This window comes from Micromonospora sp. NPDC007230 (assembly GCF_042869115.1).
In the GTDB taxonomy this organism is placed as follows: Bacteria; Actinomycetota; Actinomycetes; order Mycobacteriales; family Micromonosporaceae; genus Micromonospora.
In genome coordinates, this window is the sequence record NZ_JBIAFE010000003.1 from 355447 (window position 1) to 368055 (window position 12609).

The 12609-nt window shown below is 73.2% G+C and carries 9 protein-coding genes, 1 pseudogene and 1 riboswitch; of the genes and pseudogenes, 3 read left to right on the top strand and 7 right to left on the bottom strand.

What is annotated here, in order from left to right:
* Positions 1 to 130: 130 nt before the first annotated feature.
* Positions 131 to 272, bottom strand: a riboswitch (cyclic di-AMP (ydaO/yuaA leader).
* 290 nt (positions 273 to 562) lie between these two features.
* From ACFYML_RS06860 to ACFYML_RS06870, 3 genes are all read right to left on the bottom strand, one after another.
* Entirely contained in the window at positions 563 to 1348 is a 786-nt protein-coding gene (locus tag ACFYML_RS06860) for a hypothetical protein (protein WP_387419668.1), read from the bottom strand.
* 143 nt (positions 1349 to 1491) lie between these two features.
* The gene (locus ACFYML_RS06865) at positions 1492 to 1995 is read right to left on the bottom strand and encodes a hypothetical protein (protein WP_387419669.1); all 504 of its coding nucleotides are present in this window, start codon (positions 1993 to 1995) and stop codon (positions 1492 to 1494) included.
* Positions 1996 to 2117: 122 nt separating this feature from the next.
* The gene (locus ACFYML_RS06870) at positions 2118 to 3281 is read right to left on the bottom strand and encodes an acyltransferase family protein (protein WP_387419670.1); all 1164 of its coding nucleotides are present in this window, start codon (positions 3279 to 3281) and stop codon (positions 2118 to 2120) included.
* A 236-nt stretch (positions 3282 to 3517) separates the two neighbouring features.
* Here ACFYML_RS06870 and ACFYML_RS06875 point away from each other — a divergent pair, with 236 nt between their 5' ends.
* Both ACFYML_RS06875 and ACFYML_RS06880 read left to right on the top strand, forming a co-directional pair.
* Positions 3518 to 4153 (top strand): alpha-ketoglutarate-dependent dioxygenase AlkB, encoded by a 636-nt coding sequence (locus ACFYML_RS06875; RefSeq protein ID WP_387419671.1) that lies wholly within the window; start codon positions 3518 to 3520, stop codon positions 4151 to 4153.
* Between the two features lie 146 nt (positions 4154 to 4299).
* Complete coding sequence (locus ACFYML_RS06880; protein WP_387419672.1) at positions 4300 to 5646, top strand: uracil-xanthine permease family protein; 1347 nt, start codon at positions 4300 to 4302, stop codon at positions 5644 to 5646.
* 154 nt (positions 5647 to 5800) lie between these two features.
* Here the strand turns inward: ACFYML_RS06880 and ACFYML_RS06885 are convergent, their stop codons facing one another.
* Both ACFYML_RS06885 and ACFYML_RS06890 read right to left on the bottom strand, forming a co-directional pair.
* Entirely contained in the window at positions 5801 to 8290 is a 2490-nt protein-coding gene (locus tag ACFYML_RS06885) for a DNA topoisomerase (ATP-hydrolyzing) subunit A (RefSeq protein ID WP_387419673.1), read from the bottom strand.
* Between the two features lie 33 nt (positions 8291 to 8323).
* On the bottom strand, positions 8324 to 10381 hold the full coding sequence (locus tag ACFYML_RS06890) for a type IIA DNA topoisomerase subunit B (RefSeq protein ID WP_387419674.1): 2058 nt from the start codon (positions 10379 to 10381) through the stop codon (positions 8324 to 8326).
* A gap of 275 nt (positions 10382 to 10656) precedes the next feature.
* Between ACFYML_RS06890 and ACFYML_RS06895 the strand changes: the two are divergent.
* Positions 10657 to 10941: pseudogene (locus tag ACFYML_RS06895) on the top strand (hemin transporter); the annotation flags it as partial.
* A gap of 395 nt (positions 10942 to 11336) precedes the next feature.
* On the opposite strand, the gene ACFYML_RS06900 reads toward ACFYML_RS06895, so the two are convergent.
* Both ACFYML_RS06900 and ACFYML_RS06905 read right to left on the bottom strand, forming a co-directional pair.
* On the bottom strand, positions 11337 to 12110 hold the full coding sequence (locus ACFYML_RS06900) for a YwiC-like family protein (protein WP_387419675.1): 774 nt from the start codon (positions 12108 to 12110) through the stop codon (positions 11337 to 11339).
* Entirely contained in the window at positions 12107 to 12436 is a 330-nt protein-coding gene (locus ACFYML_RS06905) for a cupin domain-containing protein (protein ID WP_387419676.1), read from the bottom strand. Before ACFYML_RS06905 ends, ACFYML_RS06900 begins: the two co-directional genes overlap by 4 nt.
* Positions 12437 to 12609 lie beyond the last annotated feature (173 nt).

Below are 12609 nucleotides of genomic sequence, written 5' to 3' on the forward strand. Positions count from 1 at the left end.
GGAAAAGAGCGCCCGGCGGACCGGGCGGCGGGGGTCGGTTACCGGAACGGACTCGCGGGTCAGGCGAGCGCCGGCACCGTGGCGCCGTGGAGGCGGGGGGAGGATCGGGGGGTGGTTCGCACGAGGTTGGAACTCCTTCCGTGGCCGCCTACCGGGTTAGCTGACGGATTCGGGCGGGAAGTAGGCCCTACCGCGGGCCTCGGCTCGCGGATTCACCCCGGTGTTGCACTGGGTCCCCGGTTCGTGAGATCACGATTGAGCGGGTCGGCGCGGCGTCGCCACTTGCGATCGAAAACCGCACCGGACGCGCTGACACTACCGGTGGGTACGCCGCCTGCCAAGCGCGCCCACCTGCGTAAACGTCAACCACCGTTACCGAGACCGGAACAGTCGGTCACTGACCCGACTCAATGGGACGACCGTTTTTAACGGGAACCGGCGGGTGCCTATCGGACATCCGGGTGGGGATCGAAGGGGAATTGCGGGGCTCGATCGCCCCGCCTGATCCGGTTGACCGTTTACCCGGTCGCCGTGACCGGGCTCACCGAATTCGGATAACGATTCAGCCGACCCGCGCCGGACGCCACCGTGCGGGGTGCGCCGCGACGGCGCCGGTCGGCACCGGGGCGAGGGTCTGGGTCACCGCCTCGGCGGGGCGTACCGGGACCGCTCCGGGGCGCACCGCCTCGGCGGCCGCGTGCGCCTCCACGGCCAGCACCCGGGCCGCCTCGGCGGCCACTTCGGCGTCCCGCCAGGCCCGCTGCTCCCGCTCGGCGGCCGCCCGCCACCGGGCCCGCCGGCCGTCGCGTACCACCCGGGTCAGGGCGATCTCCTGCTCGGCCGGATGCCGGCGCGGGTCCCACCCGTTGCGCCCGGCGAGGACGTCCGCGAGTTGCCGGGCGGTCAGGTCGCCCTGCCAGTGCGCCGTCATGGCGGCGTGGTGCAGCCACCGCTCCCGGGCCGCGTACTCGGCCGGCGTCCGGGGCGTCCGCGGCTCGGGCAGCACGGCGGCCCCCGCGAACCGCCGGGCGGCCGCCTCGGCCTCGTCGTACGCCCGCCAGGCCCGGTCGACCTCGTCGTGCGCGGTCAGCCACTGCTCGCGCCACCGGCGGGCGGTCTGCCGGGCCCCGGCGGCGGCGACCGCCACCTCGTCGGCGTACCGGCGCAGGTCGGCGCGGCGGGCGGCCGCCACGGCGGCCGGGTCGGGGGCGGGATCCGGCGGAGTCCCCCGCTCGGGCCGGGCGACCAGGGCGGCGAGCACCCCCAGGGCGAGCACGAGCAGGGCCGACCAGATGGCGGCGGCCGCGGGAACCTCGGTCAGGAAGTGGTAGAGAAGGGTCTGCTTCATGGTCGGCACCTCACGGGAACGACGTGGTGGAGAGGTCCGCACGGCCGGCGGGGCGGGGGCGCGACCGGGTACGGGCGCCGCCACCGGGCCGGTGCGGGTGAGGTTCGGGTACGGCGTGGGCGGGCCGGGGCCCGCCGGGCTCGTCAGCGGGCGGGCGGGGCCCGGGAGCCGACGGTCGCCGGGACCAGCCCGACCAGGACGCGGTGCCGGTCGGCCGGGGCGACCACGACGCCCCGCACCGACGAGTCCGGTGCGCTGGCCAGGACGGCCTGCCGGTCGCCGGCCGCGTCGGCGCCGGACGACGTCCACCCGGTCGCCGCAGCCGATCCGGTGCCGATCCGCGCGGCGGGGCCGGGCGCTCCGGTCCCGGCCCGGACCACCGCGTCGGCGGCCCCGCCGGACCAGCGGATCAGCGCCCGGAGGGTGGGGTCGGCGCCGGCGGACTCGGTGCCGCCGAGGTGCCCGGCCCGAACGGTCGCGGTGTCGACGGCGACCGCCGCGGGAGCCGCGTGCGCCGCCGCGGCCGGGCCCAGGGGCAACGTGGCGGCGCCGAGCGAGCAGGCGACGACCACGGCCAGGCTGGCCAGCATGCGCGCGGTCCAGCGCGCCACCCACCACACGGGACAGGTGAGCGCGATCGGAAGCACCGGTCCAAATTACCGTCGAACCGGCCGTATCGCACCGTCCCCGGGCGTGTCGCACCGCCGCAGAGGCGCACCGGCCAGCGTGGACACCGGCCCGACGGCGGGGGTGTGGTTCTGCGGCCCGCTCAGCGCGGGTCGCGCCGCCCCGCGTACTCGATCGACCGGGGCCGTGGCACGCGGACCTCGACCGGTGCGGCGGGGGTGGCCTGCGCGCGGGCCCGCCGGGGCGGTCCCAGCCGGCGCATCATCGGCGTCTCCACCCAGCGGTGCAGGGCGGCGGCGAGCAGCAGGTTGCCCAGCAGGAAGCCGAGCACCGCGAGCGGTCCCCACCCGCCGCGCAGCCCGTCGCCCCAGTGCCCGGTCAGGCGCAGCACGGCCTGCATCACCAGCACGTGCACCAGGTAGAACGCGAAGGAGACCTCACCGAGCCAGACCATCGGACGAGACCGCCACGGGGTGCGCCGGCCGTGCACGTCGGCGTCGGCCGCGGCGGTGATGACCAGGAGGTACGCGACCGCGAGCAGAGCCGCCCAGAGCTCCGCGCGGACCCACTGCGCGGCGACCACCCAGGTGGCGACGAAGAGCAGGCTGGCCACGGTGAGGTTCGGGCCACGCCAGCGGCCCCGGCGCATCAGTTCCGCCGCGGCCACGCCCATCCAGAACTCCAGCGACCGCGCCACCGGGAAGACCTGGGTGAACCACCACCGGTCCTCCTCGGGCACCAGCAGCTGACCCGGCCAGAGGGCCAGGATGAGCAGCGGTGCGGCGACCACCACCGCCCGGAGCAGCCCGGTGCGCGACCGGCGCAGGTAGGGCAGCACGAACGGCAGGCAGAGATAGAAGGCGAGTTCGCAGGAGAGCGACCAGCTCACCGTGTTGACGCTGTAGAAGTGGCCGGGGGTGGGGTTCCAGGCCTGCACCAGGGCCAGGTTGCCCATGGCGGCCCAGAGGCCGACCGGGTCGGCGAACCAGAACGCGACCAGCAGCGCGGCCACGAAGGTGACCAGGTGGTTCGGGTAGATCTTGGCGAGCCGGCGACGCAGGAAGGCACGCCGGGGCTCACCATCCCGGTACGACCACACCAGGACGAATCCACTGAGGATGAAGAAGAACTCCACACCGGACAGGCCGAGGGTGAACAGCCAGCTCACCACAGCCTGGTAGTCGGGCTCGGCAACGATCCGCATGGTCCCCGCGTGGAAGCCGAAGACCAGCAGGGCGGCGACCCACCGCAACCCGGTCAGCGACGGCAGCCGGACGGCCTGGGCCACGGTCGGCGTACTGGTCATGCCGGACGCCCGACCGTCAGCAGGATCATCAGCGCGTCTCCTCCTCGGGCGGTCGACGACGGGCGGCACCGAGACCACCCGGGGCGGCGCTCCACCGCGCCGCCGCCGCCGGGCACCCTACCCGCCGGCGCCCCGGACCGCCTCCCGCGCCGTCGGGCCGCCCGGCCATCGGGACGTCGGCGAGCCGCAGACAGCGTCCTCGTACGTCTGTTCGAAATGCGGGTAGGATCGGCGTCGTGTCCGACGTCGCGTACCAGCCCTCGATGCTCGACTTCGCCGAGCAGGGGCCGACCCTCGGCCCGCTCGCCGGCGGGCTGCGCCGGCACGCGCTGAGCCGCGGCGCGTGGGTCGACCACCTGCCGGGCTGGGTGCGGGGCTCCGACGGGGTGCTCGACACGCTGCTGCGCGACGTGCCCTGGCGGGCCGAGCGCCGCACCATGTACGACACCGAGGTCGACGTGCCCCGCCTGCTCTGCTGGTACGGCGCCGGCCGCCCACTGCCCCACCCGGTGCTCACCGAGGCGCGCGCGGCGCTCACCCGGCACTACGCGGCCGAACTGGGCGAGCCCTTCGTCACCGCCGGCATGTGCCTCTACCGCGACGGCCGCGACAGCGTCGCCTGGCACGGCGACACGCTGGGCCGCTCCGCACACAGCGACACCATGGTGGCCATCGTGTCCTTCGGCTCGCCGCGCCCGCTGCTGCTGCGTCCCCGCGGCGGCGGGGCGAGCCTGCGCTTCCCGCTCGGCCACGGCGACCTGGTGGTGATGGGCGGGTCGTGCCAGCGCACCTGGGAGCACGCCATCCCCAAGACCGCCCGCCCGGTCGGTCCCCGGATCAGCGTCCAGTTCCGTCCCGCCGGCGTCGCCTGACCCCGGCCGGCTCGGGCCGCGCCGGCGCACGCCCCCCGGCGGTGCCGGATCCGGCCCACCGCACCCGGACGCGGATCCGTGACGTGCTACAAACGACCCTCAGGGTCGATCACGCCCCCGTCACCTGACGACGCGAAGGGCGGAGCATGTCCCAGTCCTCCACCGAGCCACGACCCCGCTGGTCCCCGTGGCACCTGCACGGCGACGGCCGGTCCGTCCGCCCCGGCGACGTGGTGCATCCCGACGAGCGGCTGTCCTGGCCGCGTACCGTCGGCGTCGGCGTGCAGCACGTCGTCGCGATGTTCGGCGCCACCTTCACGGTGCCGCTGATCACCGGCTTCCCGCCGGCCACCACGCTCTTCTTCTCCGGGCTCGGCACGCTGCTGTTCCTGCTGATCACCGGCAACCGGCTGCCGTCGTACCTGGGCTCGTCGTTCGCGTTCATCGCCCCGGTGCTGGCCGCGAAGACCAGCGGCGGAATCCCGGCGGCGCTGGGTGGCATCGTGGTGGTCGGCGCGGTGCTGGCCCTGGTCGGCCTGGTGGTGCAGTGGGCCGGCGCACGCTGGATCGACGCGCTCATGCCGCCCGTGGTCACCGGCGCCATCGTCGCGCTGATCGGGCTCAACCTGGCCCCGGTGGCCTGGGACGGCGGGGGCAGCGGCACGGGCGTCAAGGCCCAGCCCCTGATCGCGGTGGTCACCCTGGTCGCGATCCTGGTCGCCACGGTGGTCTTCCGCGGCTTCCTGGCCCGGCTCTCCATCCTGCTCGGCGTGGTGGTCGGCTGGGTGCTCGCCGCAGTCCTCGGCGAACTCGACCCGAAGGCGGTCACCGGGCTGAAGGAGGCCGCCTGGGTGGGGCTGCCGCAGTTGCACGCCCCGAGCTTCAGCGTCCGGGCGGTGGTGCTGGTCATCCCGGTGATCCTGGTGCTGATCGCGGAGAACGCCGGGCACGTCAAGGCGGTCGCCGCGATGACCGGCCGCAACCTCGACCGGGACATGGGCCGGGCGTTCCTCGGTGACGGCATCGCCACCGTGCTCGCCGGCTCGGGCGGTGGCTCCGGCACCACCACGTACGCGGAGAACATCGGCGTGATGGCGGCGACCCGGGTCTACTCGACCGCCGCGTACTGGGTGGCCGGCCTGGCGGCGGTGCTGCTCGGGCTGAGCCCGAAGTTCGGCGCGCTGATCCTCACCGTGCCGGCCGGGGTGCTGGGCGGGGCGACCACCGCCCTCTACGGCCTGATCGCGATCCTCGGCGCGCGGATCTGGATCGAGAACCGGGTCGACTTCCACGACCCGGTCAACCTGATGACCGCCGCCGTGGCGGTGATCATCGGGGCGGCCAACTACACCCTCACCGCCGGCGACCTGTCGTTCAGCGGCATCGCCCTCGGCACCGCCGCTGCCCTGGTCATCTACCACGGCATGCGCCTCATCGCCCGCCTGCGCGGCACCACGCCGGAATCCCGCCCCGCCCCCGAACCCGAACTCTGACCCCTCCCCAACTCCGAGACCACCTCGGTGATCATGAGGTTGGCTGGGCGAGATGTCCGTTTCGGGATCGCCAACGTCATGATCAACACGCGGGGCGGGCGGGAAACGCGGCAGGGCCGGCGGCGTGAGCCGCCGGCCCTGCCGGCCCGCCTGGTCAGTCGCGTTCGATCTGGTGGCCGACGACGGTGGGGCCGAGCATGACCGCGAAGCCGGAACCGTCGCGGCGGGGGTCCGCCGGGGGCAGTTCCACCGGATCGCCGGTGGCGGTCGCGCCGACCGGACGCGGACCGACCCAGGCCACCGCCAGATCCACCTCACCCTTGAGGAACCGCTGCGCGCGCACCCCGCCGGTCGCCCGCCCCTTCGCCGGGTACGCCTTGAGCGGCGTCACCTTCACCGTGGCGCCGGTCGAGGTGACCACCATCGGCTCCCCGTGCCCCGGGTCGTCGGTGCGGACCGCGCCGAAGAAGACGACCGTCGCCCCGGCCGGCAGGTTGATGCCGGACATGCCGCCGCCCTTGATGCCCTGCGGGCGCACCAGCGACGCGGCGAAACGCAGCAGTGACGCCTCCGAGGAGACGAACGCCAGCGTCTCGGCGCCGTCGGTGAGCCAGGTAGCCCCGACCACCTCGTCGCCGTCGCGCAGGGAGATCACCTCGAACTCGTCCGAGCGGACCGGCCACTCGGGCGCGCAGACCTTGATCACGCCCTGCCGGGTACCCAGCGCCAGGCCGGGCGATCCCTCGGCGGACGGGCCGAGCGGCGCCAGCCCCACCACGGTCTCCCCCGGCTCCAGCGGCGCCAGCTCGGCCGCGGACATGCCGCCGCGCAGCGACACCGTGCCGGACTGCTCGGGCAGCACCGGCAGCGGCAGTACGTCGATCTTGAAGGCCCGCCCGGCGCTGGTGACCAGGAGCACCCGGCCCCGCGCGGTGGAGGAGACGACGGCGCGTACCGCGTCGTGCTTGACCCGGCCGCTGCGCCGGCGCCCCTCGGTGGCCTCCTCCGACTCGGCCGCGGTCCGGGCTACCAGCCCGGTGGCGGAGAGGATCACCTGGCACGGGTCGTCGGCGACCTCCAGCGGCCCGGCCGGAACGGAGGCGGCCAGCACCTCCTTGAGGTCCCCGTCGACCAGGGTGGTGCGGCGCTCGGTGCCGAACTGCTTGACCACGGCGGCCAGCTCGTCGGAGACGAGCTTCCGCAGCACCTTCGGGTCGTCGAGGATCTTCGACAGCTCGGCGATCTCGGCGCGCAGCTTCTCCTGCTCGGCCTCCAGCTCCAGCCGGTCGTACTTGGTGAGGCGCCGCAGCGGGGTGTCCAGGATGTAGGTCGCCTGGATCTCGGAGAGCTTGAACTTCTGCATCAGGCCGTCCTTGGCGGCCTGGGCGTCCTCGCTGGCCCGGATCAGCTTGACCACCTTGTCGATGTCGAGCAGGGCGATCAGCAGACCGTCGACCAGGTGCAGCCGCTCCTCGCGCTTGCGCTTGCGGTACGCGCTGCGCCGGGTCACCACCTCGTACCGGTGGGCGAGGAAGACGTCCAGCAGCTCCTTGAGCCCCAGGGTCTGCGGCTGGCCGTCCACCAGGACCAGGTTGTTCACGCCGAAGGACTGCTCCAGCGGGGTGAGCCGGTAGAGGTCGGCGAGCAGCGCCTGCGGGTTGACCCCGACCTTGCACTCGACGACCAGGCGGGTGCCGTTCTCCCGGTCGGTGAGGTCCTTGACGTCGGCGATGCCGGAGAGCCGCTTGGTCTTGTTGACCTCGTTGGTGATGGCCGCGATGACCTTCTCCGCACCGACGCCGTAGGGCAGCTCGGTGACCGTGATGGCCTGCCGGCCGCGGCTGCCCTCCAGCGGGCCGATCTCCACCCGGCCGCGCATCCGCACCACGCCCCGGCCGGTCTCGTACGCCCGGCGCACCTCGTCCAGGCCGAGCAGCAGCCCGCCGGTCGGCAGGTCCGGGCCGGGGACGAACTCCATGAGCTTGTCCAGCGTGGCGTCCGGGTGGTTGATCAGCCAGCGGGCCGCCTGGACGACCTCGCCCAGGTTGTGCGGGATCATGTTGGTGGCCATGCCGACCGCGATCCCGGACGCGCCGTTGACCAGCAGGTTGGGGAAAGCTGCCGGCAGCACGGTGGGCTGGGTGAGCGAGCCGTCGTAGTTGGGCTCGACGTCGACCGTGTCCTCGCCCAGCTCGCCGACGAGCAGCATCGCCTCCCGGGACATCCGGGCCTCGGTGTAGCGGGCGGCGGCCGGGCCGTCGTCCGGCGAGCCGAAGTTGCCGTGCCCGTCGATCAGCGGCACGTTGAGCGAGAAGTCCTGGGCGAGGCGGACCATCGCGTCGTAGATCGCGGCGTCGCCGTGCGGGTGGTACTTACCCATCACGTCGCCGACGATCCGGGCGGACTTCACGTGCCCCCGGTCGGGGCGGTGGCCCTGCTCGTACATCGACCAGAGGATGCGCCGGTGCACCGGCTTGAGGCCGTCCCGCGCGTCGGGCAGGGCGCGGGAGTGGATGACCGAGAAGGCGTACTCCAGGTAGGAGTCGGAGACCTCGGTGACCAGCGGATTGTCGAAGACCCGGGCACCGGCCTGGTCGAACGCGGACAGGTCGGCGCGGGCGCGGTCGTCCCTACGGCGTGCCATGGTTCAGCTTTCCTTCCGAAACGAACCCGGTGGTCAGGCGTCGATGGCTTCGCGATCGACCCGGTCGGCCGAGTCGATGAGCCAGTTGCGGCGGGGTTCGACCTTCTCCCCCATGAGCAGTTCGAGGATCCGCTCGGCGGCCTCGACGTCGTCGATGGTGATCCGGCGGACCGCCCGGGTGGCCGGGTTCATGGTGGTCTCCCAGAGCTCGTCGGCGTCCATCTCGCCGAGTCCCTTGAAGCGCGGGATCGGGGTGACGATCTGCTTGCCGGCCTTCTCCAGCTTGCGGACCGTCGCCTCCATCTCGGCCTGAGTGTAGGTGTAGACGGTCTGCGGATTGCGCCCCTTGGTGGTGATCTTGTGCAGGGGTGGCATGGCCGCGTAGAGCCGGCCGGCCTCGATCAGCGGTCGCATGTACCGGGCGAAGAGCGTGATCAGCAGGGTACGGATGTGCGCGCCGTCGACGTCCGCGTCGGCCATGATGAGGACCCGGCCGTAGCGCATCGCCGACAGGTCGAAGGTACGCCCGGAGCCGGCGCCGAGCACCTGCACGATCGCCGCGCACTCGGCATTGTCCAGCACCTGCTGGAGGTTGGCCTTCTGCACGTTGAGGATCTTGCCGCGGATGGGCAGCAGGGCCTGGTATTCCGAGGAGCGGGCCATCCGGCTGGTGCCGAGGGCGCTGTCGCCCTCCACGATGAACAGCTCGCTGCGGTCCACCCCGGTGGCCCGGCAGTCGACCAGCTTGGCCGGCATCGACGCGCCCTCCAGCGCGGTCTTGCGCCGGGCGGCGTCCTTCTGCTGCTTCTGGGTGAGTCGCACCCGCGCCGCGTCGACGATCTTCTGCAGCACCGTCCGGGCCTCGGTCTTGGTCTTCCGGTCCTCCAGCCAGGCCTTGAGGTGCTGCTCGACCAGGCCCTGCAGCACCTTGGTGATGCCGGCGGTGGAGAGCTCGTCCTTGGTCTGCGAGGTGAACTGCGGCTCCGGGATCCGCACGTGCACCACTGCGGTCATGCCCTCCAGGACGTCGTCCAGGGTGGGCGCGTCCTCCTTGGGCTTGAGCAGGCCGCGGGTGTTGCGGGCGGCCTCGGCGAGGGTACGCGCCAGGGCCCGCTCGAAGCCCTTGCGGTGGGTGCCGCCGTGCGCGTTGCGGATGGTGTTGGTGAAGCATTCGACGGTGCGCTCGTAGCCGGTGCCCCAGCGGAACGCGACCTCGACCTCGGCCCGGCGCTGCACGTTGGACTGCATCACGCCGTTGGCGTCGGCGGCGTTCTCCCGGTAGGTCCCCTCGCCGGTGACCAGCAGCGTGCCGGAGACCGGGCGGTCGCCGGCCGGGGCGAGGTATTCCACCATGTCGGTGAGGCCGTTGGGGAAGTGGAAGCTCTCCTCGACGGCCTCCTCCCCCGTCTCGTCGCGCAGCCGGTATGCCACGCCGGGGACGAGGAAGGCGGTGTTGCGCAGCTTGAGCCGGACCGCCTCGGTGTCCAGCGTCGCGCCGGTCTCGAAGTAGCGCGGGTCGTGCCACCAGCGGATCGAGGTGCCGGTCGGCTGGCGGCGCTTCATCGCGCCGACGATCTGCAGGCCGGGGCCGGGCGTGAACGGCGCGTCCGCGCCGTCCCCGTCGAAGATCCCAGGTACGCCGTGCCGGAACGACATCGAGTGGATCTTGCCACCGCGGCGGACCGTGACGTCGAACCGCCGGGAGAGCGCGTTGACCGCGGAGGCGCCCACGCCGTGCAGCCCGCCGGAGGTCTTGTAGCCCGAACCGCCGAACTTGCCGCCCGCGTGCAGCCGGGTCAGCACCAGCTCGACGCCGGAGATGCCGGACTTGGCGTGCACGTCGGTGGGGATGCCCCGCCCGTCGTCGTCGACCTGCACCGAGCCGTCGGCGTGCAGGATCACGTCGATCTTGGTGGCGTGACCCGCGACACCCTCGTCGGTGGAGTTGTCGAGGATCTCGTTGACGAGGTGACCCACGCCACGGCTGTCGGTCGAGCCGATGTACATGCCGGGGCGCTTGCGGACAGCGTCCAGCCCCTCCAGGTGCGTCAGGTCGTCGGCCCCGTACAGGGTCTCAGGCTGTGCGGTCAACTGGTCGTACTCCCAGGTCTCGGCGGTGTGGTGCCGCTCACCGGCTTCATCGCCTCGCGCGGCGCGCCGCAGCGAGCCTAGCCCGGCGATCCGACAGAGCCGTGGCACCGGGTGGGTGCGGCGTCCGGTTTGGCCGCGTCCGGGGTCTCTGCCACCGCCCGGTCGTGGGCGTCCGGAGGCGACGAGGCGTCCGTGCAGCACAACCACCCGACCTGCCGGTGTCTTCCCGAACGATCGACCGATGGCGATCCGGCCGATCGGTGCTCCCGGCGCCGCACGCGTTGCGCCACGAACTGCCCGGCCTCCAGGCGCAGTTGCCGAAGCTGTCGGTGCGCCTGTGGTACGAGGACGCCGCCGACGGTGAGCTGGCCGGGCTGAAGGCGGAGGTCGCCAGCGGGCTCGTCGATCCGGCGCGGATTCCGCTGACCCCCGGGGCGTACGTGCATCTCTGCGGGCCGGTGCCGTTCATGACCCTGGTCCGCGGCGCACTGCTGCGCCGGGGCGTGCCAGCGGAGCGGATCGCCTACGAGGTGTTCGGCCCGGGCATGCTGCACGGCTGAGGCGCACGGGTCCGAAGACCGGGGGCCGGTGCCGGACGATGCCCGGCACCGGCCCCTCGCCATGCCGACCCCGACCGGCGTGACCACGGTCACGCCGAGTGACCACAGCCGGCCTCCCGCAACCATCGCCCCGCGCCCTTTGCTCTGCAGCCATGGACGCAGCAGTCACCCATGGTTCGCTGCTGCGTCTATGGCTGCAGAGCAAAGCCGGCTGGGAGATGTTTCGGCACCGGGGCTACCGCACGGATTTTCGCTGGTCAGGGGGATTGTGACCAGATCAGCGCCCATGGGGGTGCCACGCGCCATGGTCACGCTGGGTGACATCAAGTTTCCGCGGAGGCGTGTCACCCACAGTTGTCGGCAGCACGCCAGTCGGACGCCCGACCTGCCGGCCGTCAGGCCCAGTGCCCGACCACGGCGGCGAACACCAGCAGCGAGCCGACCAGCTCGACCATCCCGACCCGGACCGGGGCCAGCCGCCGGCCCGGCAGCAGCGCCGCGCGGAGCAGCAGCAGCGCGAAGACCCCCGCCACCGCCGGGCCCCAGTAGGCCACCGCCACCACGACCGCCGCGAGGTGGTACGCCCCGGACGCCCACCGGTAGCCGACGCTCTCCCGCTCCCGGATCATCGTCTTGACGTAGAGCACCGTGCCGACCAGATACGCGGCGACGGCGCCCGCCACCGCGGCGAGCCCGGCGGGCGGGACCTCGGCGACGGTGGCCACCACGAACACGATGAGCACGCTCTGCGCCACCGAGGCGAGGTCGTTGAGCAGGGCCCGCTCGCGGCGCCGCCGGGCGTACCCGACGTTGACGGCGGCGAGCAGGGCGTAGAGCGGGGCGTAGCCGAGGACCGCGGGCCGGGCCAGCAGCACCGGCGTGACCAGCAGCGCGGCTGCGGCGCCGTAGAGCAGCAGCTGGGGGCGTACCCGGTCGGCGCGGCCGGTCTTCACGACCAGCAGGGCGTAGTAGGAGAAGAGGTAGCCGGCCAGCCAGGCGCCGAGCAGCGGCAGATGCGGCCACCGGAGGCCGGTGACGCAGACCGCCGCGGCGTACGGGAGGAGCAGCATGGCCCAGGCGCCGTGCTGCGGCGGCAGCCAGCGGTGCCTGCGGCCCCGCTGCCGACCGGCGACCCCCGATCGGGCTGCGGCGGGCGGAGCAGTGCTCATCCGCGGGCCACCGTGAGCAGCACCACGGAATCCTCGTCGGCGTGCAGCGCGTGCCGGGCGTCCGGGATCACCAGCAGGTCCCCCGTGTCGCCGGGCCAGGACCGGTCCTGAGCGACCAGCTGGACCCGGCCACGCAGCACCTGGAGCGTCGCGTCCCCCGGGCTGGCGTGCTCGGCCAGCTCGTGCCCCGCGACCAGGGCGACCAGGGTCTGCCGCAGCGGCGTGCCGGCACCGCCGTGGATCGTCCGGGCGCTGCGCCCGCTGCCGGTTGCGCGAGCCAGCGTGAGTTGCTCCTCGGCCAGCGCGGGCAGCGATGACGTGGACACAACCGGTCACCTCCCGAAGGTCAGTTCGGACGAGGCGGGCCACAAAACCGGAGCCGGCCACACCTCTTTGCCCAGTCTGTCCCCCTCCTACGCCGTCAACCAGGGACTTTGGTCACTGATCCGAATATCCACAGGCGACGCCGCGCTCCTGAGCAGAAGTCGATGATCTATAG